A 22,835-nucleotide genomic window follows, 5' to 3' on the forward strand; every position below is an offset into this window, starting at 1 on the left:
GCCACCTTACCAACCACAGTCCCTAATCACCCAAATCAGCGCGCCGGGAAATACACCGTGAACGTGGAGCCCCGCCCCAGTTCCGACTGCACCACGATGCGGCCCCCGGCGTTTTCCACCATCTTCTTCACCATGTAGAGCCCAATGCCGGAGCCCTCCACGTGGTCGTGGAAGCGCTGAAACATGCCAAACAGCCGCTGCTCGTTGGCCGCGTTCAGCCCCAAACCATTATCCTGCACCTCAAATACAATCGCGTCGGCCTCCTGCCAGGCGCGCAGGCGCACCCGTGGGGCGCGGTTAGGCGCGTGGTATTTCAGGGCGTTGCTCAGCAGGTTGAACACCACGCTGCGCAGGTTTTTTTCCGAAAACGACACCGTGGGCACGCCCGCCACGTCGATTTCCAGCTGCGCTTCGGTGGCCTGGATGAGCGGCTCCAAATCAAGCTGCACGTCGCGGACGACGGCGGCCAGGTTCACGGCTTCGGTGGGGCGGCCGTGCTCCTTTTGCAGCTTGCTTACGTCCGTCAGGTGGTCGATGGTGCGCTTGAAGCGGTTCACCGCGTCCTGCATCAGGCCCAGCACAGGCTGCACTTCCGCCGACTGCTCGGGCGAGGCGGGCAGTTCCTGGCGCAGCACTTCCAGCAGGCCCTCAATGTTGCTGATGGGCGCTTTGAGGTCGTGCGAGGCAGTGTAAATGAAGTTGTCGAGGTCGACGTTGACACGGGTGAGCTGCTCGTTGTTGTGGCGCAACTCGCGCTGGGCCTCGTCGATGCGCTCCAGCGCCAGCTTGTACTCGTGGATGTCGGTGTAGGTACCAATCCACTGCGTAATCTCGCCCTGCTCGTTGCGCGAGGGCAGGGCGCGGCCCAGCATCCAGCGGTAGTCGCCCGCGGCGTTGCGCAGGCGGCACTGCACTTCCAGCGGCTGGCCTGTGGCCATGGCCTGCCGCCAGGTGGCGGCGGCGGCGGCCAGGTCGTCGGGGTGCAGGGTGCCGTTCAGCCATTCCGAGCGCGGCCGGCCGTTCTGCGGCTCGGCGTACTCGGCCCAGCGGGCGTTGAAGTAGGTGTTGTGCCCATCGGCGCCGGCCGACCAGGCAATGTGCGGAATGCCTTCGAGCGTGCGGTTGGCTTCGGCGGCGGCCTGCTCGTGGGCCAGGCGAGCGGTTTCCTCGCGCTTCAGCTCCTCATTTTTTTGGTCGAGCTGGGCGTTCTGCTCGGCCACGCGGGCCCGGATGGCCGTGATTTCGCGCCGCGCCGAGAGGTCCGTCACAATCACCGCCAGGGCGGGCGTTTCGTTGAATTCCAGTACGTTCATCGCCATCGAAAAGGGCACCAGGGCGCCATCGGCGGTTTGCAGGGGCAGCTCGCCGCGGCTGCGCTCCTGCCAGCTGCGCGCCAGCAGCTCGGCCCAGTAGGCGCGGTAGGCGGGCGGCACAAAATCCTCGAATTTGCTGCCTATCACCGCGGCCAGCGGCAGGCCCAGCAGGCCGGCCAGGCAGGCGTTGCAGTAGAGCACGGTGCCGCGCTTGCCCAGCAGCAGCGCGCCTTCGTTCATCTGCTCGATGAGGGCACGGTAGCTGTGGTCGGCCCCCTGCAGCGTGAAGATGCGGGGGCCGTCGGGACTTTGCACGGCCAGCGCGTCGACCGCACCGGTCCGGATGGCGTGAATCAGGTCGTGGGCTTCCTCCAGCTGCGCTTGCAGCTCCTCGTTGGCGCGGGCCAGCTCGGCGGCGGTGGGCAGCAACTCGCTACTCATAGCGGGTGGGGCCGTCGGCCGATGGGGTGATGCCCAGGGCTTTCAATACCCGGTCGCGGTCCGAAAGGTCGCCCACCAGCCGGCGCACCAGCCCGGGGCTGCGCTTAATGAGGGTGGGCACGCCAATCAAATCTTCGCGCTGGGCCAGTTCGGGCTGCTGGTAAATATCCACAATCAGCAGCTCGTAGCGCCCTTGCAGGAATTCCTCGCAGATGGCTTTGATGTTGTGGACGGCGCGCGTCGAATTGGGCGTGGCCCCCGTGATGTACAGGTGCAACACATACTCGGGCGCGGCGGGCTCGGGCCAGGCCGATGGGTCCGTAATGGGGTCCATGGTCGGCGGTTAATTGCGGGAAGCGGGGCGCACGTCGAGCCCCACCAGCACCCGCTCTTCATTCGAGAGGTCGCCGATGATTTTGCGGATGGGCTCGGGCACCTTGCGCACCAGCGTCGGGATGGCCAGAATCTGGTCGCCCTCGGCCAGCTGCGGATGCGTCAGCAAGTCGATGACGTCCAGCTTGTAGCGCCCTTTCAGGTGCTCTTCGCAGTAGCGGCGCAGGTTGGCCAGAGCCGTCACCGATTTAGGCGTTTGGCCGGCTACGTACAGGCGCAATTCCCAGGTTTCTTCTTCCATTATATCTACCATGACTGGGGCGATTGGGGGCGAGGGCGCAGGCGCACCTCGGCTGTACGGATTATTGGCCGCTTTCGGTGGTGGGGGCGCTGCCCGGGGCGCCGGCCTTGGGCGGGTTGGCGGCCGTGATGCGTTGGTGGCCGCTCGCGAGCGTCTGCTGGCGGCTCTGCTCGTTGGAGCTGATTTGGCGCAGCTCCTCCTCCACGCTTTCGAATTCGGTGCGCAGGTTGGCGATGTTGGCTTCCAGCATGCGGCGGCGGCGTTCCAGCTCGCGGTCGCGGCGGTCGGCCTCCTGCTGGGCAGCCAGGGCTTCGGCGTGCTCGGCCAGCTGCTGGGTGAGGCGGCTGGCCCCGGTCACGATGCCGGTGGGCCCAAGCACCACGTCGAGCAGCTCGATGCCGCGGCTGGTCACGATGAACTCGCGCACTTGGTTGGAGTGGGCCATGCCGCGCGATTTCAGAATGCTGAGCCCGCGGTTGCGCTCGCCGATGCCTTCGAGGTCGCGCACCGAAATCCAGGTATCGACCAGCGACGACACGCCTTCTTCGGTCATCTCGCTGCGGCCCATGCCAGTATTTACCAAAGCCGTGAACAGGGCTGTGATGTTGCTCACTTTCAGGAAGTCAATCAGGCGGGTGAGCATGCTGCGCACTTCGCTTAGGTTGCCCACCGAAATCAGGTTGGTGATGGGGTCGATGACGACGGCGTAGGGGTCGAACTCCTTCACCAGCTTGTGAATGGTGACGAGGTGGCGCTCGAGGCCGTTGAGCGTGGGGCGCGAGGCCTCAATGCGCAGCAGGCCCTGCGCCACAAAGCGGCCCAGGTCGATGCCCACCGAGCGCATGTTGCGAATCAGCTGCTGCGGCGATTCTTCGAACACAAACATCAGGCAGCGGTGGCCTTCGAGGCAGGTTTTTTCGGCGAAAGCGGCCGCCAGCGTGGTTTTGGCGGTGCCGGCCGTGCCGGTTATCAGCACGCTGCTGCCGTGGTAGAAGCCGCGCCGGCCGAACATTTCATCGAGCGCCATGATGCCCGACGAGTCGATGTCGTCCGACACGCCGTGGTCGAGCTGCAGCGAGGTCACGGGCAGCACCGAAATGCCGTCCTCGGTAATCAAATACGGGTATTCGTTGGTGCCGTGGGTGCTGCCGCGGTACTTCACGATGCGCAGGCGGCGCGTGGTAATCTGGTCAATCACGCGGTTGTCGAGCAGAATCACGCAGTCCGACACGTATTCTTCAAGACCTTGCCGGGTCAGCGTGCCGTCGCCGCGCTCGGCGGTGATGACGGTGGTGACGCCCTTGTCCTTCAGCCAGCGAAACAGACGGCGGATTTCCGAGCGCAGCACGCCCTGATTGGGGAAGCCCGAAAACAGCGCCTCGATGGTATCGAGCACCACACGCTTGGCTCCGATGGAGTCGATGGCGTAGCCCAGGCGAATGAATAGCCCGTCCAAATCGTACTCGCCGGTTTCTTCAATCTCGGAGCGGTCGACGTGCACGTGGTCGAGGCGCAGGAGCTTGCGTTCCTGCAAATCTTTCAGGTCGAAGCCCAGCGAGGCCACGTTGGCGGCCAGCTCGTCGCCGGTTTCCTCGAAGGCCATAAGTACGCCCGGCTCGTTGAATTCGAGGATGCCGCGCACCAGAAATTCCACGCCCATCAGGGTTTTGCCGCAGCCGGCGCTGCCGCAAATCAGCGTGGGCCGGCCCAGCGGCAGGCCGCCTTCGGTGATTTCATCGAGTCCGTCGATGCCCGTGGGGGCTTTGGGCAGTTGAGGCAGGACGTGAGCGGCAGGCGATAATTCGGTCATGAACAGAGGCAGTGAGCCGCTAAAGGTACGGGCGAAATAAAAAAACCCGGCAGTGCGGGCAGCACTGCCGGGCAGGCAGACATAGCAATTTCAGTATTAATTCCAGCGGCGGCTAATTCAGGCCATTCTTACCGGCGGCCGGCCTCGAACTCGCGCCAGTCGGCGCGGTGCTCCTCCAGCTCGGCGGCCGTTACCTGGTAGGCGGCGCAGGCTTCGTCGGCGTTCATCAGGCCCTGGTCCACGGCATTCAGCACGGCCCAGACTTTGAGCTTGCGCTCGGCCAGCTGCTCGGCGGCCGCAGATGGCTGGGGGCGGCCATCGGTATCGAAGAAGTCGGGAGTCGTCGGGTTGCTCATAGCGCTGGCAAGGTAGTCCGGCTACTATTAACGTAGCGTGAATATTGGTCGGATTTTACAGGCATCTGTCATCCTGATTTTTTAGGCGTCTGTCATCCTGAGCGGAGCGAAGGACCTTATCACGACTGAATGAGTTGAACAGCCGTGATAAGGTCCTTCGCTCCGCTCAGGATGACAGACGCTTTTCAGTCGTGTAGATTGCCGCAACGGCCCGGAGGTTTATTTCCAGCGGCTGAAAAACTGGTCGAAGGCCTCGCGGTAGCCGTCGCTCACGGGCAGGGTTTCGCCGGCCAGCTGCACCGTGCCGCGCCCCACCGACTGGATATGGCCCAGCCCCACGATGTAGCTGCGGTGGATGCGCATGAACTTGCTGGCGGGCAGCTTTTCCTCCATGCTGCGCAGGCTGGTAAGCGAGAGCAGCGGCCGCGTCTGGCTAGCCAGGTGCACCTTCACGTAGTCCTTCAGTCCCTCCACGTAGATGATATCGGCCAGGGCGACGCGCACCAACTGGTACTCCACTTTCAGGTAAATGTGGTCTTCTTCGGGCGAGTTGGCGGGGTAGTGGATGGGTGGATTGACGGGAGCAGCCGCCGGTGCCGGCGTTTCGCTGGCCTGCTTCATCTCGAAGTAGGTTTTGGCCTTGAGGGCGGCGCGCAGGAACTCCTGGTAGTCGAAGGGCTTGAGCAGGTAGTCGAGCGCATCGACGCGGAAGCCTTCGAGGGCGTACTGGTTGAAGGCCGTGGTGAAGATGACACGCGGGCCGTGCTGCAATACTTTGGCCAGCTCCAGCCCGCTCAGGTCGGGCATCTTAATGTCGAGGAACAGCAGCTGGGCATCGGGCCGCTCGTGCAGCGAACGCAGGGCGGCTACGGCGCTTTCGTGCCGGCCCACGAGGCGCAGAAACGGCGTTTGCTCGATGAAGGAACAGACGAGGCCCAGGGCCAGGGGCTCGTCGTCGACGGCCACGCAGTTGATGACGAACGGGGCGGCGGAAGTTATAGATTCAGGTGCAGGCATACTTCGTATTCGTTGGCGGCGTTGCGGGGGTTCACGCGCACGGTGTGGGCATTAGGGTACAGCAAATCGAGGCGGCGCTGGGTGTTCACCAAGCCAATGCCGCCGGGCTCGTCGTCGGCCGCGTCGGCGGGGCGGTCGGGGAAAACGGTATTGCGCACGCACAGCACCACGGTATTGGCCGTAGGCTGGCGCAGCTCGATGCTGATGACGCTGGGCGCGGTGGCGCTCACGCCGTGCTTGAAGGCATTCTCAACAAAGGGCTGAAACAGCATGGGCGCGATGAACGGGTCGGGGCTCAATGGGCCGTGCCCGGCAGGGTCGGGCCGCTCGAAATGCACCTGCACCTTGTTAGTGAGGCGCAGGTGCATCAATTCAATGTAGTCCTGCAAAAAGCTGATTTCCTGGCTTAGGCGCGTATGGCCGGCCGGCGACTCATAGAGCACGTAGCGCATCATGCGCGAGAGGCGGTGCAGGGCGGCGCGGGCCTGGTCGGCATCGAGCAGCGTGAGGGCGTAGATGTTGTTGAGGGTGTTGAAGAAAAAGTGCGGGTTGATTTGGGCCTTCAGCAGGCTCAGTTCGGTAGCTACCTGGCGGCGCTCCAGCTCCAGGCGGCTTTCGGCGTCAAGCTGGCCCTTCTGCATGGCCGCGAGGCTGGTAGCAATGCCCAGCACCAGCAGCGTAATCAGCAGCACGCCCACGTTCACCAGCGGGCGGCCCTCCTCCGGCCCCAGCTGCGGGTGCGGGCGCGGCCCCGACCACGGGTTGGGCGGGTTGAGCACGGCCTCGCGGGCGGTGGCTACCAGCTCGGGCACGCCCAGCCGGGTTTCGACCTGCTGATGCACGGCCAGCACCAGCAGTATCAGGCCCGTATTCAGCAGCACATAGGCCCACCACTTGCCGCCATATAGCAGGCGCGGCGCGGCCCAGGCCACGTTCAGGTAGAACACGCCCACCAGCAGGCCAAACACCACCGCCTGCGTCAGCCAGAACTCGGTGGGCTTGGGGCCGGGGTAGTCGGGCTGCTGGGCCACCAGCAGCACCGCCACCAGCCCCCACACCAGGGCGTGCAGCAGCAGCGTGGAAGCCGAACGGAGTAGCGGAAGGGGCATTCTTTGGAGTTAAGAGTTAAGAGTTGAGAGTTAAAAGTTGAGGGTAGAGGAAACGCGGGGCTTGAGCTCTTAACTCCTAACTTTTAACTCTTAACTCATTTCAAAGCTACAACCCGGGCGCGGGCACTCTATTGGTCGCATCGGCCAGCGGGCGGGCGGCATCGGCCAGTCGGGCGTTTGCGCCTACCGGGCGGGGCGAAGGCGTATTTGGGGGGCCAAACCGGCCACTCGGCGACGCGGGCCGGGCACTCGGCGATTGCGCCCCGGCCCCGCGCCGTAGGGCTGGCATATTTGAAGTAGAAAAGTCGCCCGGCATCATTAGTCGGCGCTTCCCTCCCACTTCTCTCTTTGCTGCTGATGGCTTCGACTACACTTCCCCGGGTTGCCTCCATGCTGGCCGCGGCCGTGCTGCTGGTGGTGGTGGCGTGCCAGAAGCAAGCCCCCACGCCCGATACCGCCGAACTGGCCGCCCTCTCGGCGCTGCCGCTGGCGGCCCCGGCCCCGGCCGACAACCCCGGCACGCCCGCCAAAATTGCCCTGGGCCGCGCCCTGTTCTGGGACCCCGTGCTGTCGGGCGGCAAAGACGTGAGCTGCGCCACCTGCCACCACCCCGCCAATGGCTACGCCGATGCCATTGAGCTGAGCATCGGCAGCAACGGGCAGGGGCTGGGCACCAACCGCCACTTCCGCAGCCCCAACAACATTCCCTTCGTGAAGCGCAACTCGCCCACGGTGCTCAACGCCGCCTTCAATGGCCTGGCCGCCGATGGCAGCATCGACCCGGCTTCGGCCCCCATGTTCTGGGACCTGCGGGCGCAGTCGCTCGAAGCGCAGTCGCTGCTGCCCATCGCCTCGCTGGAAGAAATGCGCGGTCCCGCGTGCTCTGAAGCTGCAGCGCTCGACTCGGCCGTGGCGCGGCTGCGGCGGCTGCCGGCCTATGGCACAATGTTCAGCAGCGCGTTTGGCGGCACGGCGCCCATCACCGCCACCAACGTGGGCAAAGCTATTGCCTGCTTCGAACGCACGCTGGTGGCCACCGACTCGCCCTTCGACCGCTACCGCCGCGGCGATAACACGGCCCTCACGGCCCAGCAGGTGCAGGGCTTGCAAGCTTTTGTGACCAGCGGCTGCGCCAAGTGCCACAGCGGCCCCATGTTCAGCGACTACAAAACCCACGTGCTAGGCGTGGCCGACAACGCGAAAAACCCGGTTTCGGATGCCGGCGTGAACGGCGCTTACGCTTTCCGCACGCCCAGCCTGCGCAACGTGGCCCTCACGGCGCCCTACATGCACAGCGGCACCATTCGGGACCTGGCCGGGGTTCTCAACTTCTATGACCCCGGCCGCGGCCAGGCCCCCTCGGCCAACGCCCACGTGAGCGTGGGCCAGCGCGACCCGCTTTTCCCCGGCCGCGTGACCGACCCGGCGGCCATCATCGCCTTTTTGCAGTCGCTCAGCGCCAGTAGCTACGACCGCAGCGTGCCCGCCAGTGTGCCCAGCGGCCTGCCCGTGGGCGGCAACATTCAGTAAGACTTCACCCCGTTTTCCCTCTTTTTTCAATTCATTTTTTCATTCATTCAACCCATTTTCATCATGCGTTTCTCTTCCATTCTTCGTCTGGCCAGCGCTGCCGCGCTGCTGTGTTCCATGAGCAGCTTCTCGGGCTGCCAAAAAGAAAACGTGAGCCCGAACGGCGGCTGCGCTAAAAAAACGACTACTACGACTACTTCAACCGGTACCGGCACGGGCTCCGGCACGGGCACCGGCTCCGGTGCCGCCAACTAGCCGGCCCCTGGGCTGAACCACCCGGCCCGGCCCGGCGCACCCACGCCGGGCCGGGCTTCGGGCAAACCGCTGACGGGGATATTTGCTACATTTATACAAGCCAGCTGCCCTGGACGGGCCGCAACTTCACTGATTTACGTGTCACGTATACTTCACCACTCAGTATCTCCCCTACCTATGAGCCGTGTGATATTCCGAGTGCCGGTCTTGGGCTGGCCGCTACTGAGCCTGCTGTTGCTGTGGTTGCTGCCGCAGGTGGCCTCGGCTACGCACATTGTGGGCGGCGAACTCGATTTGCAGCACAAAACCGGCAACACGTACAGGCTCACGCTCAATTTATATTTCGATGCCATTTATGGCGACGAGGGGGCCATTCGGCCCACGCTGCCGGCTGGCATCTTCGTGAAGGGCACCAACCAGCGCATTACCGATGTGGTGATGCCCCTGGGGAGCAGCACCTACGTGCAGTACACCAGCCCGGCCTGCTCCATCGGCTCGCTTAGCACGCGCAAGCTGGTGTATACCAGCGACTTTTCGCTGAATCCCACGGTCTTTACCAACCCGACCGGCTACTACGTGGCCGTGGAAAACTGCTGCCGCAACGCCAGCATCAGCAACATCATCAACCCCGGGGCGGCGGCCCAGACGTTCTACCTGGAGTTTCCGGCCGTGGTGCGCAACGGCCAGCCGTTCATCGACTCGACGCCCCAGATTTTTCCGCCCCTGAGCGACTACGCCTGCCGGGGCGAACTGTTTTACTACGATTTTGGCGGCCAGGACCCCGACGGCGACTCGCTGGCCTACGACATGGTGACGCCCCTGAACGGCCACGCCACCTCGGCCAACCCCAACCCCGGCCAGGCCGTGGCGGCCCCCTACTCGCTGGTGACCTGGAAGGCCGGCCTGAGCGAGCAGAACCAGATACCGGGCGCCCCCACCCTGCAGGTGAATGCCCGCACGGGCCGCCTCACGGTGCGCGCCACCGACCTGGGCCTGTTCGTGTTCGGCGTGCGCTGCTCGGAGTACCGCAACCGCGTGAAGATTGGCGAAACCCGCCGCGACTTCCAGTTGCTGGTGGTGAACTGCCCAACCAACCAGCCGCCCAAGCTGCAGGTGACGATGCCGGGCACCACGCAGCCCTACCGCTTCGGACGCGACACCCTGCGCCTGGTGCCCAACGGCAACCGCTGCCTCAGCATTCGCTACACCGACCCCGACCCCGGCTCGATGCTTACCATGAGCACCCGCGCCGTGAATTTTACGGGCCAGCTGCCCACCTTCACCACCCGCACCAGCGGCACGGTGCACGCTTCGGGGCAGCCCGATACGCTCACGGCCACGCTCTGCTTTCCGGACTGCGTCGATACCAAGGGCAAGGTGTTTCTGCTCGATGTGATTGTGGCCGACAACGGCTGCAGCCTGCCTAAGCACGACACGCTGCGGGTGGCTTTCACGGCCACGCAGCCGCCCAATGCCGCGCCGGTGCTCAGCAGTACGTTTCCGGCCGCGCCGCTGCCGGCGTCCGATGCCAACGCGGCGGTGGTGCACATCGTCCTCGGCCAATCGTATGCGGCCAGCCTGCTGGGCACCGATGCCGACAAAAATGCCCTGGCCCTAACGGCCGTGGGCGATGGCTTTGACCTGGCCGCCGCCAGCATGCGCTTCACGCCCAAAAACGGCCCGGGCCGCGCCACGGCCGAGTTTGTGTGGACGCCCGATTGCGGGGCCGTGGCCGCCACCGGCACCAGCAACGGCCTGCTGGTGCGCTTTAAGCTGACCGAAACCGGCCCCTGCGAACCCCTGCCGCAGGAGCGCGTGGTGCGCTTCGTGGTCGACCCCGTGCCCGACCCCAAGCCCTTCGTGCCCTCCAACGTCATCACCCCCAACGGCGACGGCTATAACGACGCCTTTTACATGCCCGACCTGCCGCTCGATTTCTGCGACCGCAAATTTGCTGGCATCGTTATTTACTCGCGCTGGGGCCAGCCGGTGTTCAAGTCCGATGAGCGGGGCTTCAAGTGGGCGGGCCAGGGCGTGGGCGGGCTGTACTATTACCTCGTGACGTACACCGACGGCCGCCGCTTCAAGGGCTGGGTGGAGGTGATGCCGTAGCCCCATGCCTGGCAACGCCCCTACCTTTCCTCCCGCATGAAGCTTAAACCCAACATTGCCACCAGCGAGGCCGGCTTCCTCTTCAACCCCGCTACCGGCGACTCGTTCGCGGCCAACCCGCTGGCGGCTGATATTCTGGCCCGCGCCCGCGCCGGGCAGGATGCGGCCGCCATCAAGGCCGACATTCTGGAACGCTACGACGTGGCCCCCGGCCAGCTCGAAAAAGACTGGGACGACCTGCTGGCCCAGCTGCGCGATTTCAACCTGCTAGCTTAACCTACCGTGCCCCTTCCCACCTCGCGGCCGCGCCTCACGGTGGCCGTCACCGGCCTCAATGCCACCGACAGCCCCGGCCCGGGCGTGGCCGTCATCCGCGCCCTGCGCGAAAGCCCCGATTTCGAGTTGCGCATCATCGGCCTGAGCTACGAGGCACTGGAGCCCGGCATCTACCTGCGCGAGCTGGTAGACAAAACCTACCAGCTGCCCTACCCCACGGCCGGCACGGCGGCGCTGCTCGAGCGCCTGCGTTACATCCAGGAACAGGAGGACGTGGCCGTACTCATCCCCAACTTCGATGCCGAGCTGTTCAACTTCATCAAGCTCGAAGCGCCGCTGCGGGCGCTGGGCATCCGCACGTTTCTGCCCACGCTGGCCCAGCTGGAAGCCCGCGACAAGCTGAACCTGCCCGCCTTCGGGGCCGCGCACGGGCTGCGGGTGCCAGCTAGCCAGCCCCTGTTCGACATTGCCGAGCTGCCCGCCGCCGCCGAGGCCCTGGGCTGGCCGCTGGTGCTGAAGGGCCGCTACTACGACGCCGCCGTGGTGCACTCGCTGGCCCAGGCCGAGCAGGCTTTTCTGCGCCTGAGCGGCCAGTGGGGCGTGCCGCTCATCGCGCAGCAGTTCGTGGCGGGCCAGGAAATCAACATCGCCGGGCTGGGCGACGGCCACGGCCGGGCGCTGAGCGCGGTGCCCATGCGCAAGCTTACCATCACCGACAAGGGCAAGGCCTGGGCCGGCATCACTTTGGAGGACGAAGCCCTGCTGGCCCTGGCCCGCCGCTTTGCCGAGGCCACGAAGTGGCGCGGCGGTTTCGAGCTGGAACTGCTGCGCACAGCCGCCGACGAGCTGGTGATTCTTGAAATCAACCCGCGCTTTCCGGCCTGGGTGTACCTCACGGCCGCCGCCGGCCAGAACCAGCCCGCCGCCCTGCTCCGCCTGGCCTTGAGCCTGCCCGTGCCGGTGATGGAGGGCTACGCGGTGGGCAAAATGTTCGTGCGCTACGCCTGGGACCTGATTACCGACCACACTGCCTTCCAGCAAGTGGCCGCGCTGGGCGAACTTTGACCGGTCATTAAATGAACTTCATGCAGAGCGCAGCGAAGCATCTTGCCCGCTACCACTAACCCAATCGTGCGCACATCATTGATTACTTGCTGCGGGCAAGATGCTTCGCTGCGCTCTGCATGACGTTCTGCTTCCCCCTCCATGAAACAACCCTACGAACGTCCCACTCTCCGCAAGCTCACGGGTGGCCTGCCGGGCAAGTTTGGCCCCCGGGCCGGCGCGCCGGCCGTGGAAACGCTCGACGGCGTGCGTGTGGCCGAGTTGGTGGCGCAGTTCGGCTCGCCTTTGTTCATCATCAGCGAGCGGCAGCTGCGGCGCAGCTACCAGGCGGTGCAGCGGGCCTTTGCCACGCGCTACCCGGCGGTGCAACTGGCGTGGTCGTACAAAACCAACTACCTGAACGCGGTGTGCCGCACCTTCCACCAGGAGGGCGCGTGGGCCGAGGTGGTGAGCGGCATGGAGCTGGAAAAGGCTTTGCTGAACGGCGTGCCCGGCCCGCACATCCTCTTCAACGGCCCCGGCAAGCGGCGCGCCGATTTGGAGCGGGCCTGTGAGGTCGATGCTGTGATTCACCTCGACAATGCCGACGAGCTGCACCTGCTGCTGGCCGTGGCCGAGGGCCGCGCGCCGCGCCCCCGCGTGGCTTTGCGCGTGAACCTCGATGCCGGCCTGCACCCGCAGTGGGACCGGTTCGGCTTCAACCTGGAAAACGGCGAGGCCTGGCAGGCGCTGGGCCGGGTGGTGGCCTCGGGCCAGCTTGAGCTGGTGGGGCTGCATTGCCACATCGGCACCTACGTGCTGCAACCAGCCGCCTACGCCACGGCCGCCGCCAAGCTGGCGGCGCTGGCGTTGCGCTGCCAGCGCGAGCTGCACACGCTGGTGCACTACCTCGACCTGGGCGGCGGCTTCCCTTCGACCAACACGTTGAAAGGGGCCTACCTGCCCGCCACTGACACCGTGCCCGGCATCGATGAATACGCCGAGGCCATTACCGGGGCGCTGCTGGCTGCCGGCTTCGCGCCCGACGAGCGGCCGCTGCTGGTACTGGAAGCCGGCCGCGCGCTAGTCGACGACGCGGGCTCGCTCATCGGCTCGGTGCTGGCCAACAAGCGCCTGGCCGACGGCCGCCGCGCCACCATCCTCGACTTTGGCGTGAACCTGCTGTTCACTTCCTTCTGGTACGACCACCACATCAGCCCCGCCCGAACCTTCTCCGACCACACCGAGCCCACCGTGCTCTACGGCCCGCTCTGCATGAACATCGACCAGCTGCGCGCCAGCATCAGCCTGCCCCTGCTCGCGCCCGGCGACCAGGTGGTGGTGCACAAAGTGGGCGCGTATAACATGAGCCAGTGGCAGCAGTTCATCAACCTGCGCCCCAACGTGGTGCTGCTCGACCAAGCCGGCGCGGTGCACCTCATCCGCGCCGCCGAAACGCTGGAGTATTTGCAGCAGTTGGAGCAGGTGCCGGAACACCTAAGGTAGGGGCGGGGCTCGCCCCCGCCCGTCGTTGAACAGACTCGTTGGTTTTGTGCCAACGGGCGGGCGGGGGCAAGCCCCGCCCCTACTTCGATTATCTTTCGCTTTACCCTAATGGTCTTCCCACGACCAATGCCAACCTTCTTCGTCTCCTTCTTCCGTCCCCTCCTCCGCACCTACGCCATGCTGTTCTTCTCGCAGCACCTGGGGTTTGCGGGCGTGCTGCTGCTGGTGAGCTTCGCGCACCCCACGGCGGGCGTGGCGGGGCTGGCGGCAGCGGCGCTGGCGGTGGCCGGGGCGCGGCTGGGCGGCTTCAACCGGGAATGGACGGATGCCGGCGCCTACAGCTTCAACGCGCTGCTGATGGGGCTGGCGCTGGCCACGTTTTACCCGCCGGGGTGGGCACTGGCGGGGCTGGTGGTGGTGGGCGCGGGCGTGGCGCTGCTGCTGAGCGTGGCCCTGGGCGGCTGGCTGGGCGGACGCGGGCTGCCGGCGCTGTCGCTGCCCTTCGTGGCCACCACCTGGCTGCTGATGCTGGGCGGCGCGCCCCTGCTGCACCTGCCGGCCGGCGAAACCAGCGTGTACTGGCTGAACGATGCCTACGCCCTGGGCGGGCCGCGCCTGGTGGCGGCCGCCCGCTGGGTGGGCGACTGGCCCTGGCCGCCGCTGCTGGCCACCTACCTGCGGGCGCTGGGCTCGGTGCTGTTTCAGGACAGCGCGGCGGCCGGGCTGCTGGTGGCGCTGGGGCTGCTGTGGCACTCGCGCATTGCGTTCACGCTCTCGGTGCTGGCGTTTGCCACGGCCGTGGGGCTGGCCTGGCTGAACGGCACCGTGCCGGGCAGTTTCAGTGAATACAACCTCGGCGCCAACTACATCATCGCGGCCATTGCCGTGGGCAGCGTGTTTGTGATACCCTCGGGCACGAGCTACGGCTGGGCCCTGGCCAGCGTGCCCGTGACGGTGCTGGCGCTGGCGGCCCTCACGGCCGCGCTCGACAAGCTGGGGCTGCCGGCGCTGTCGCTGCCCTACTGCACCACGGCGCTGCTGTTCCTGTACGTGCTGCTGCTGCGCCAGCGGGCTGGTGGCGGGCTGGTCCTCACACCCATCCAACGCTACTCGCCCGAGCGCAACCTCTACGCCTATGCCACCGACCGCGTGCGGCTGGCCCACCAGGGCGCGGTGGCCCTCACCCTCCCCTTTTTGGGCACCTGGACCTGCACGCAGGGCTACGCCGACGGTGGTCCCACCCACCTCGGCGACTGGGGCGCGGCCCTCGACTTCGCCATTGCCGATGCCGACGGCCGCACCTACCAGGGCCTGGGCCTGAGTTTGAGCGACTACTACGCCTACAACAAGCCCGTGCTGGCCCCCGCCGACGGCGTAGTGGAAGAAGTCATTCAGCACCTCGAAGACAACGCCATCGGCGAAGTGAACCTGACCCAGAACTGGGGCAACACCGTGGTGCTGCGCCACGCGCCGGGGCTGTTCACGCAGCTCTCGCACCTGCGCGCCCACTCGGTGCCGGTGAAAGTGGGCGACCACGTGCGGCGCGGCGACATCGTCGGCACCTGCGGCTCGTCGGGACGCTCGCCCGAGCCGCACCTGCACTTCCAGGTGCAGGCCACGCCCTACGTGGGCTCGCGCACGCTGGCGTACCCATTGGCCTATTTTGTGGCCGAAGGCAGGAAGGACGCGTCCAATGTCTTGAACGGACTTTTCAATGCATTAGAAGCTCCTTCCTATTCATTGGAAGACGATTCCTACGTTTCGGACGCGCCTTCCTACGCATCGGACGCGTCTTCCTACGTTTCGGATGCGCCTTCCTACGTTTCGGATGCGCCTTCCTACGCATCGGATACGCCTTCCTACGTTTCGGATACGCCTTCCTACATTTCGAAAACACCTTCCTACGTTTCGGACGCGTCTTCCTACGTTTCGAAAACGTCAGCCAAAACGTCTGGGCCCTCATTTATGCAGCCCAGCCTGGCACAGCTAAAGCATTTCACTGTGCCCGTGGCCGGCGAAACCGTGCGCCCGCCCGCCTTTAGCCGCACCCTGAGCCAGGCCCTGCGCCTGCCGCCCGGTTACGCGCTGGAAGTGCGGTCGGCCGCCGCGCCCGAAGGCCCATCCCAACGCTGGGAAGTCTTTACCGATGCCTACAACCTGCGCTACCTGCGCTGCCAGGCCACGAGCGCGGTGCTGTACTTCGGCGGCGATGAGTCGGTATTCTACTGCACGGCGTTTTATGGCGACGAAAGCTCGTGGCTCTACGCGTTTTACCTGGCCGCCTACCGGGTGCCGCTGGCCCTGCTGCCGGGCCAAACCACCCACGATGAGTTGCCGCTGAGCATCGTGCGCCAGCCCGCGCTGGCCTGGGCGCAGGACGTGCTGGCTCCCTTCTACCGCTTCGTGCGCCCCACTTTCGCGCTTGCCGAAGCTGCCGCGCCGACCGCCGGCCGCACCGTGGTGCTGCGCAGCCGCGTGGCCGTGGCCTGGTTCGGCCGCGAGCGCGAAACCCAAGCCGCCGAGTTGACTTTCCGCGACGGGATGCTGGCCGGGTTGCGCGTGCGGCGCCAGGGGCAGGAGGTTTCCTTGCATTTTAGCCAGCCGAACGCATGATGGCCGCACACGCTTCACGTAGCGCGAACTTTGAAGCCCGCGCCGCCGCGCCATCAGGGCTGAGCAAATGGCGCGGCGACGCGGACGACAGAGTCCGCGCGACATTCCTGCTGCTGCTGGTGCTGCTCCTCGCCGCTGCTCCGGCCGGCCGCGCCCAGGCACCTGCCGTCCGGCCCGATTCCACGCTACGCTCGGCTTCGGAACTGATGGCGCCGCTGCCCGATTCGATGGTCGTAGTCGCCCCCGAAAAGCCCCTGCCCCGCCTCGCCCCTGCCCCGCCCACGCTGGCCGATTTCCGCTACGCCGACAGCGTGTTTGCGGCGCTGGCCGCGCGCGGGCGCTGGGCGGCGCTCGATTCGGCTGTGCGGGCGGCGCAGCAGCTCGGTTCCGACTACCCCGCCCTGCACCGCTACCGGGGCCAGGCGGCCCTGCACCGCGAGCGGCCGGCCGCGGCCCTGCGCGAGTACGGCACCGCCCTGCACACCAACCCACTCGATACCCTGGCCCGCTACGGCCTCACGCTGGCCTACCTGCAGCTCAACCAGCCCGGCCCGGCCGCGCTGCTGGCCCGCGCCCTGCCCGACTCGCTGCGGCGCCCCCTGCACCTGGCCGGCTTCCGGCTGCTGACCGGGGTGGAAGTGGAAGGCGGCGCGCAATTCCCCAACACGTTTCACCGGGGGCCATCGGCTTTTGGGCGGCTGGGGTTCAGCAGCCGGCTCAGCCCGCGCGTCAGCCTCACCCAGAACCTCACGCACTTCAGCCAAAGCCTCGACCAGCCCGACATCGAGCGCCGGGGCTTCGACCGCCGCTACCGCATCCGCCAGAACCAGTACCACGCCCTGCTGGCCGTGCAGCTAAGCCCGCGCTGGCGGGCGCTGGCCGGCTACCATGTCCTCAGCAGCGACCTGGGCCGCCGCGAGAGCCCCATCGGCCAGATGGGCTACGCGGCCCTCGCCTACACCCGCCCCTACTACACGGTGCAGGCCGGCTTTTACGCCGGCACCCTCACCGACACCGCCCGCACCCAAACCGACCTGCGCCTGACCGTGTACCCGCTCGGCAACCTGCGCCTCTATGGTTTCGGAAGGGCCAGCGTGGTGCGCTCGGCCGGCCGCAGCTACCCCAATGGCGTATTTGGCGCGGGCGGCCGGCTGCACCGCCGCGTCTGGGCCGAAGCCTACGGCGGCCTGGGCCTGGTGCCCGTGCTGGCCGAAGTGGATGGCACCTACGTGTATAACCTGCTCGACCCTGTGCGCGAGCGCGCCGGGGCCAGCCTGCTATTTTTGCTGCCGAAGCAGCTCTCGCTGCGCCTGGCCGGCAGCACCGAACGCCGCCGCGACGCCTTCAACGGCACCTATTATTCGCTCCAATCTTTAAGCACGACTCTCGCATGGACCTGGTAAAGCTGACCCTCGCCGTGGCCCTCGTGGGCGCTGCCCCGGCCGCCGCCCAGGCCCAGGCCGAGCAGTCGGCCGCCTTTTCCAGCAGCTACTCGGCCGAGGCCAAGGCCGACTACGCCGAGGCCATCGCGCCCATCCGCGCCATCTACACGGGCACCTACGAGCAGAACCTGCGCCTGGGCTGGCTCTACTTCCTGGCCAAAAACTACACCGCCGCCGCCGCTCACTACCAGAAAGCCGTGGAGCAGCGCCCCTACGCCATCGAGCCCAAGCTCGGCCTCATCAAGCCCCTGAACGCGCTGGGCCAGATTGACCGCATGCTCACCACCTACGAGAGCATCCTCAAAATTGACCCGCAGAACACCCAGGCCAACTACTGGACCGGCGTCATCTTCCTCAACCGCAAGGCCTACGCCCCGGCCGCCCGCTACTTCGAGCGCGTCGTCAACCTATACCCCTTCGACTACGACTCCAACCTCTCGCTGGCCTGGGCCTACTTCAACCTCGGCAAAAAAGCCGAAGCCCGCGCCCTCTACACCAAAGCCCTGCTCATCCGCCCCGGCGATGCCGCCGCCACCGCCGGCCTGAAACGGCTGTAGCGGGAAAGGAGCAAGCAGAAGTAAGAAGTGAATAAGCAGAACGTCATGCAGAGCGCAGCGAAGCATCTTGCCCGCCACCAGTAAACCTTTTTTTCTGATTGCATTGCGCGGTAAAGATGCTTCGCTGCGCTCTGCATGACGTTCTGTTTGCTCACTCTTCGTCCTTACGCCGCCGCTGGCAGGCAGCGCACCACGTAGGCCGCCAGCGCCCCAAACGTCTCCACCCGTTGCAGCTCCGCATCATCCAGCTGCACCCGAAACGTGCGTTCCACGTCGCAATACAGCTCGGCCCGCTCGATGCCGCTGGCGTACACTGCGCTCAGCCGCCGGCGCGGAATAAGCTGCGTCGAAGCAATAAGATGGCGGCGCAGAATGCGGCGCAGGGTTTTATACACGCGGCGTTTCATAATAGCGGGGTTAATGATAAGTGGATAGGTAACAAGCTGGCCGACCCCGGACGGGGCTATTTCTTGGGCCGGCGGCCCTGGCGGTAGGCGCGTTTCTGAGCGGTTTGCTGGGCTTGCAGGCGGGCATATTCATCGGCTTTGAGCACCGAACGCAACAGGTCCTGGGTTTCGTCTTCGAGGCGGGACATAAATGGAGGAAAAGAGGTGAGAGGAAACGGAATGAGCAGCCGCGGCCAGGCTCAGAATTGCGCGGGCAAGCCCAGCTGCGCGGCTTGCTGCGGATGCGCCGCCTGCCACTGCCGCAGCCGGCCCAGTTGCGCGGCCGTGAGCGCCACGGCGATTTCGCGGCGGGCAATGGCCGGGGCCGTGGCTTCGGCGGCATCGGTCTGCACGCGGCGGGTGGCGGTAATCTGCTCGGGCAGCAGCTCCACGGCTGCCGATACTTCCTGTAGCAGCGCTGCGCCGGAATCGGTGAGCGGCTGGGCCAGCACCACGGGCCAGGTGCGGGGCGTGGGCGTTTCAGCATCGCGCATCTGGGCGGCAACCGGATGGGCGGACAGCCCGGCGGCCACGACTACCAGGGCGCAAAACGAGCGGGCAAAGGTTGAAGCCATGAGGAGATACAGGAAAAAGGGAATGGTTTGCGGCGCCTGCCCCGGTGCGGTAGGGTTGCCGGTTCGAAGGTGCGCACCAGGCCGGCCAAAGCCGTGCGCAATCGCCCAATGGCCGCGTCGGCACCGACCAACCGGCCCACCCTATGCCACCAAGTCGGCTCCGCCTGCCGCCTTCTGGCAGCCGGCCGCTGGCGCGCCCGCGAAAGCGCGCCCGGCCAGGCACCACGCAAGCCCCCAAAACCATTGGCGCCGCCCAGATTGGCATTGGCCGAGCCGGGTGCACCTTTTGTCGATTTCTGGTTCCGCAGGGTTAAATACTTCATTTTATTTATATCGAAATAGCTTCTTCCCACCATTTGCCGGCCGCTTATCGCGCACGCTTACTCGCTTCTGCATGGATTTCAATTCTTCTCAGGCCGGCCTGCCCACGCCGGAACCCAGCCTCGTGCCATTTCCGCGCCTGGCCAGCCTTCCGTCGGCCCGGTACTTCGACCGTGAAGTCGCGCCCCTGATTCTGGGCCAGAATGCTCCCAACCCGCACGACGGCGAAACCTACGTTCCCTTTACCCTGCTGCACCCGGCCGATGTGCGCCTCGAAATCTTCGATTCGCTGGGCCGCAAAATGGCCGCCGTGGTGCGCAAGGGCCTCGGCAGTGGCGAGCACCGCATCCAGCTCAACCTGCGCGGCTTGTGCCTGCCCCACGGCGATTATCCCTATCATTTGCAGGCCACTTCGGCCCTGGGCGCGCACAGCCTGAGCCGCGTGATGACCCTGACGCTGGAAGATGCTGCCTGAGCCCGTATTTTTTGCGGGCCGGCATTGCCGCCCCGATAACCCGGCTTATATTGCCTGTTGAAAATCAAGTAAAAGTGTGCGTGTGAATTGGTGCTGAGAGGCTGGCCGCTGCAACGGCCAGCCTCTGTTTTTTTGGCCACCTGCCAGCGGCGCGGCGTTGCGCATCCCGGGCCGCTGGCTTGGCTGAGCGCGGGGCTTTCAGGTTCGGCGGGGCGGCCCGTACTTTGCACGCGCGGCCCGGCCCGGGTTCGCACGCTTGCTTTTGCCATTCCCTCCCACCGCGGCCTAGCCGCACAACCCCTTTTTATGGCTGACCAAACCCTTTCCGGCCTGCGCGCCGGCGTGCTGCACGGCGACGAAGTGCAGGCGCTTTTCAAAAATGCTAAGGCCAACGGCTACGCCCTGCCCGCCGTGAACGTGACCGGCACCAACACCGTGAACGGCGTGCTCGAAGCCGCCAAGGCCCTGAACTCGCCCGTGATGGTGCAGTTCTCGAACGGCGGCGCGCAGTTTTTCGCTGGCAAGTCGGTGCCCAACGACAAGCAGCAGGCCAGCATTGCGGGCGGCATTTCGGGCGCCCACCACGTGCACCAGATGGCGGCCCTCTACGACGTGCCCGTGGTGCTGCACACCGACCACGCCGCCAAAAAGCTCCTGCCCTGGATTGACGGCCTGCTCGATGCCGGTGAAAAGTATTACCAGACGCACGGCCAGCCCCTCTACAGCTCGCACATGCTCGACTTGTCGGAAGAGCCGATTGAGGAGAACATCGAAATCTGCAAGCGCTACCTCGAGCGCATGGCCAAAATCGGCATGACGCTGGAGATTGAGCTCGGCGTGACCGGCGGCGAGGAAGACGGCGTCGACAACTCCGACGTGGACTCCAGCAAGCTTTACACCCAGCCCGAGGAAGTGGCCTACGCCTACGAGCAGCTGAGCGCCATCAGCCCGCGCTTCACCATCGCGGCAGCGTTCGGCAACGTGCACGGCGTATACAAGCCCGGCAACGTGAAGCTGCAGCCCAAGATTCTGCACAACTCGCAGGAGTTTCTGCGCCAGAAGCACAACATCCAGGAGGCCCTGCCCATCGACTTCGTGTTCCACGGCGGCTCGGGCTCTTCGCAGGAGGAAATCCGCGAGGCCATCAGCTACGGCGCCATCAAAATGAACATCGACACTGATTTGCAGTGGGCGTTCTGGGAAGGCATCAAGGACTACTACGTGAAGAACGAAGGCTTCCTGCAGGGCCAGATTGGCAACCCCAGCGGCGCCGACTCGCCCAACAAGAAGTACTACGACCCGCGCGTATGGCTGCGCAAAGGCGAAGAAACCTTCGTGGCACGCCTTAAGCAGGCCTTTGAGGACCTGAACTGCGTGAACCGCCGGTACTAGGCGTCAGGGCGCGGGGCTGGCATTGCGAGCGTAGCGAAGCAATCCAGCCTGTTCTCAGCGACCACCCTGACAATGTGATAAGCCCTGACGCCAGCAACGGTGTCAGGGCTTATTATTGTTGGAAGGTTTATCACATTTTAATGGCTGGTCGCATGGAGAGGACGGATTGCCGCGTTCCGCTGCGCTCCACTCGCAATGACAGACGCCCCCAACCCGCTCATGCCCTACCAGCCCGCCCCCACCCGCTACCAGGAAATGACCTACCGCCGCTGCGGCCGCAGCGGCCTGAAGCTGCCGGCCCTTTCGCTGGGCCTGTGGCACAATTTCGGCGATGTGGACCGGCTGGCCACCTCCCGCGCCATCCTGCGCCGGGCCTTCGACCGCGGCATCACGCACTTCGACCTGGCCAACAACTACGGCCCGCCAGCCGGCTCGGCCGAGGAGAATTTCGGGCGGATTTTGCGGGAGGATTTCGCCGGCCACCGCGACGAGCTTATCATCTCGACCAAAGCCGGCTACCACATGTGGCCCGGCCCCTACGGCGAGTGGGGCTCCAAAAAACAGCTCGTTTCCAGCCTCGACCAAAGCCTGCGGCGCATGGGCCTGGATTACGTAGACATTTTCTACCACCACCGCCCCGACCCCGACACGCCCCTGGCCGAAACCATGGCTGCCCTCGACCTCTTTGTGCGCCAGGGCAAGGCCCTGTACGTGGGCCTGAGCAACTACCGCCCCGCCGAAGCCTCCGAGGCATTCCAAATCCTACGCGACTTGGGCACGCCCTGCCTCATCCATCAGCCCAAATATTCGCTGTTCGAGCGCTGGGTGGAAGACGGCCTGCTCAACCTGCTGAGCGACGAAGGCGTGGGCTGCATCCCGTTCTCGCCCCTGGCCCAGGGCCTGCTAACGGATAAGTACCTGCACGGCATCCCCGACGACTCGCGCGTGGCCAAAGGCGTGGGCTTCCTCACCGAAGACAGCCTCACGCCCGAGCGGCTGGATAAAATCCGCCGCCTCAATGACCTCGCCCAAACCCGTTCACAAAGCCTCGCCCAGATGGCCCTCGCCTGGCTGCTGAAGGATGAGCGGGTTACGTCTGTGCTCATCGGAGCCAGCCGGCCCGAGCAGCTGGATGACTCGCTAAAATGCCTGGAGAATCTGGCGTTCAGTGCGGAAGAATTGGCGGCAATTGAAGAAATTTTGCGCGCTTGAACGGAAGTATTTCAACAATCACGCAGATGCTTGCGGCCGCTAATATGCTTACAAATACATTTGGTGTGCTCTACTAACAATGGCATTCATCTTCTCCCGTTCGTTTTTGTTCGTATTGGGAATAAATATTTTATTCTTTATCTGGGTCTTACTCGATTTTAACCACAGGGAAGGAATTCACTTCCGCGCCGTGGAGACGCTTACACTCATGCTGTTGCTTCCAATAGCAATTATCGGCAATGCAGGATTATGGAGTATTGCTTTCGGTTTTAACAAAAGACTTTTGACCAAAGCATTTGGGTATTTACTGCTTCTATTGATGAGCGGATGCACTGCCGTATGGGTGCACGGATGTGCAACAGGAGTCACGATTTAACAACTCTTACTCAAGAGACAGAT

The 22,835-nt window shown here is 65.1% G+C and carries 23 protein-coding genes; 13 read left to right on the forward strand and 10 right to left on the reverse strand.

The window, feature by feature from the left end; all coding sequences use genetic code 11:
- Positions 1-35 precede the first annotated feature (35 nt).
- The 7 genes from MON38_RS04315 to MON38_RS04345 form a co-directional block, all read right to left on the reverse strand.
- On the reverse strand, positions 36-1,754 hold the full coding sequence (locus MON38_RS04315; RefSeq protein ID WP_241934899.1) for a sensor histidine kinase: 1,719 nt from the start codon (positions 1,752-1,754) through the stop codon (positions 36-38).
- On the reverse strand, positions 1,747-2,088 hold the full coding sequence (locus tag MON38_RS04320) for a circadian clock KaiB family protein (protein ID WP_241934900.1): 342 nt from the start codon (positions 2,086-2,088) through the stop codon (positions 1,747-1,749). The genes MON38_RS04315 and MON38_RS04320 overlap by 8 nt, the downstream gene beginning before the upstream one ends.
- Before the next feature lie 9 nt (positions 2,089-2,097).
- On the reverse strand, positions 2,098-2,400 hold the full coding sequence (gene kaiB, locus MON38_RS04325; protein ID WP_241934901.1) for a circadian clock protein KaiB: 303 nt from the start codon (positions 2,398-2,400) through the stop codon (positions 2,098-2,100).
- A gap of 49 nt (positions 2,401-2,449) precedes the next feature.
- Positions 2,450-4,198 carry a circadian clock protein KaiC gene (gene kaiC, locus MON38_RS04330; protein ID WP_241934902.1) on the reverse strand — a complete coding sequence of 583 codons (1,749 nt, stop codon included), beginning with the start codon at positions 4,196-4,198 and terminating at the stop codon, positions 2,450-2,452.
- A 128-nt stretch (positions 4,199-4,326) separates the two neighbouring features.
- Entirely contained in the window at positions 4,327-4,554 is a 228-nt protein-coding gene (locus tag MON38_RS04335; RefSeq protein ID WP_241934903.1) for a DUF1153 domain-containing protein, read from the reverse strand.
- A gap of 219 nt (positions 4,555-4,773) precedes the next feature.
- The gene (locus MON38_RS04340; protein ID WP_241934904.1) at positions 4,774-5,571 is read right to left on the reverse strand and encodes a LytR/AlgR family response regulator transcription factor; all 798 of its coding nucleotides are present in this window, start codon (positions 5,569-5,571) and stop codon (positions 4,774-4,776) included.
- Positions 5,550-6,680 carry a sensor histidine kinase gene (locus MON38_RS04345; RefSeq protein ID WP_241934905.1) on the reverse strand — a complete coding sequence of 377 codons (1,131 nt, stop codon included), beginning with the start codon at positions 6,678-6,680 and terminating at the stop codon, positions 5,550-5,552. The genes MON38_RS04340 and MON38_RS04345 overlap by 22 nt, the downstream gene beginning before the upstream one ends.
- A 357-nt stretch (positions 6,681-7,037) precedes the next feature.
- Here MON38_RS04345 and MON38_RS04350 point away from each other — a divergent pair, with 357 nt between their 5' ends.
- From MON38_RS04350 to MON38_RS04390, 9 genes are all read left to right on the forward strand, one after another.
- Positions 7,038-8,210 (forward strand): cytochrome-c peroxidase, encoded by a 1,173-nt coding sequence (locus MON38_RS04350; RefSeq protein ID WP_241934906.1) that lies wholly within the window; start codon positions 7,038-7,040, stop codon positions 8,208-8,210.
- Between the two features lie 63 nt (positions 8,211-8,273).
- On the forward strand, positions 8,274-8,465 hold the full coding sequence (locus tag MON38_RS04355; RefSeq protein WP_241934907.1) for a hypothetical protein: 192 nt from the start codon (positions 8,274-8,276) through the stop codon (positions 8,463-8,465).
- 177 nt (positions 8,466-8,642) lie between these two features.
- On the forward strand, positions 8,643-10,577 hold the full coding sequence (locus MON38_RS04360; protein WP_241934908.1) for a T9SS type B sorting domain-containing protein: 1,935 nt from the start codon (positions 8,643-8,645) through the stop codon (positions 10,575-10,577).
- Positions 10,578-10,613: 36 nt separating this feature from the next.
- On the forward strand, positions 10,614-10,853 hold the full coding sequence (locus MON38_RS04365; protein ID WP_241934909.1) for an HPr-rel-A system PqqD family peptide chaperone: 240 nt from the start codon (positions 10,614-10,616) through the stop codon (positions 10,851-10,853).
- A 6-nt stretch (positions 10,854-10,859) separates the two neighbouring features.
- Complete coding sequence (locus tag MON38_RS04370; RefSeq protein WP_241934910.1) at positions 10,860-11,918, forward strand: ATP-grasp domain-containing protein; 1,059 nt, start codon at positions 10,860-10,862, stop codon at positions 11,916-11,918.
- Between the two features lie 141 nt (positions 11,919-12,059).
- Positions 12,060-13,403 (forward strand): type III PLP-dependent enzyme domain-containing protein, encoded by a 1,344-nt coding sequence (locus MON38_RS04375; RefSeq protein ID WP_241934911.1) that lies wholly within the window; start codon positions 12,060-12,062, stop codon positions 13,401-13,403.
- Between the two features lie 126 nt (positions 13,404-13,529).
- Positions 13,530-16,016: an urea transporter gene (locus MON38_RS04380; RefSeq protein ID WP_241934912.1), complete on the forward strand. Its 2,487-nt coding sequence runs from the start codon at positions 13,530-13,532 to the stop codon at positions 16,014-16,016.
- The gene (locus tag MON38_RS04385; protein WP_241934913.1) at positions 16,013-17,419 is read left to right on the forward strand and encodes a tetratricopeptide repeat protein; all 1,407 of its coding nucleotides are present in this window, start codon (positions 16,013-16,015) and stop codon (positions 17,417-17,419) included. Before MON38_RS04380 ends, MON38_RS04385 begins: the two co-directional genes overlap by 4 nt.
- A complete protein-coding gene (locus MON38_RS04390; RefSeq protein WP_241934914.1) occupies positions 17,407-18,015 on the forward strand; it encodes a tetratricopeptide repeat protein in 609 nt (202 codons plus the stop codon). The genes MON38_RS04385 and MON38_RS04390 overlap by 13 nt, the downstream gene beginning before the upstream one ends.
- Before the next feature lie 164 nt (positions 18,016-18,179).
- Here the strand turns inward: MON38_RS04390 and MON38_RS04395 are convergent, their stop codons facing one another.
- From MON38_RS04395 to MON38_RS04400, 3 genes are read right to left on the reverse strand one after another with little or no spacing between them, the layout of a single operon-like run.
- The gene (locus tag MON38_RS04395; protein WP_241934915.1) at positions 18,180-18,422 is read right to left on the reverse strand and encodes a hypothetical protein; all 243 of its coding nucleotides are present in this window, start codon (positions 18,420-18,422) and stop codon (positions 18,180-18,182) included.
- A 56-nt stretch (positions 18,423-18,478) separates the two neighbouring features.
- Positions 18,479-18,610: a hypothetical protein gene (locus MON38_RS22615; RefSeq protein ID WP_277881351.1), complete on the reverse strand. Its 132-nt coding sequence runs from the start codon at positions 18,608-18,610 to the stop codon at positions 18,479-18,481.
- 51 nt (positions 18,611-18,661) lie between these two features.
- A complete protein-coding gene (locus MON38_RS04400; protein WP_241934916.1) occupies positions 18,662-19,036 on the reverse strand; it encodes a hypothetical protein in 375 nt (124 codons plus the stop codon).
- Between the two features lie 394 nt (positions 19,037-19,430).
- Between MON38_RS04400 and MON38_RS04405 the strand changes: the two genes are divergently transcribed.
- The 4 genes from MON38_RS04405 to MON38_RS04420 all read left to right on the forward strand — a co-directional run bounded on the left by MON38_RS04405 (position 19,431) and on the right by MON38_RS04420 (position 22,812).
- Positions 19,431-19,832 carry a hypothetical protein gene (locus MON38_RS04405; protein WP_241934917.1) on the forward strand — a complete coding sequence of 134 codons (402 nt, stop codon included), beginning with the start codon at positions 19,431-19,433 and terminating at the stop codon, positions 19,830-19,832.
- Between the two features lie 306 nt (positions 19,833-20,138).
- Positions 20,139-21,224, forward strand: coding sequence for a class II fructose-bisphosphate aldolase (gene fbaA / locus MON38_RS04410; RefSeq protein WP_241934918.1), 1,086 nt, complete (start codon positions 20,139-20,141; stop codon positions 21,222-21,224).
- Positions 21,225-21,443: 219 nt separating this feature from the next.
- Entirely contained in the window at positions 21,444-22,436 is a 993-nt protein-coding gene (gene mgrA, locus MON38_RS04415; protein WP_241935098.1) for an L-glyceraldehyde 3-phosphate reductase, read from the forward strand.
- A gap of 79 nt (positions 22,437-22,515) precedes the next feature.
- Positions 22,516-22,812: a hypothetical protein gene (locus MON38_RS04420; RefSeq protein ID WP_241934919.1), complete on the forward strand. Its 297-nt coding sequence runs from the start codon at positions 22,516-22,518 to the stop codon at positions 22,810-22,812.
- Positions 22,813-22,835: the final 23 nt, after the last annotated feature.

The sequence above is a fragment of the Hymenobacter cyanobacteriorum genome (genome assembly GCF_022631375.1).
In the GTDB taxonomy this organism is placed as follows: Bacteria; Bacteroidota; Bacteroidia; order Cytophagales; family Hymenobacteraceae; genus Hymenobacter; species Hymenobacter cyanobacteriorum.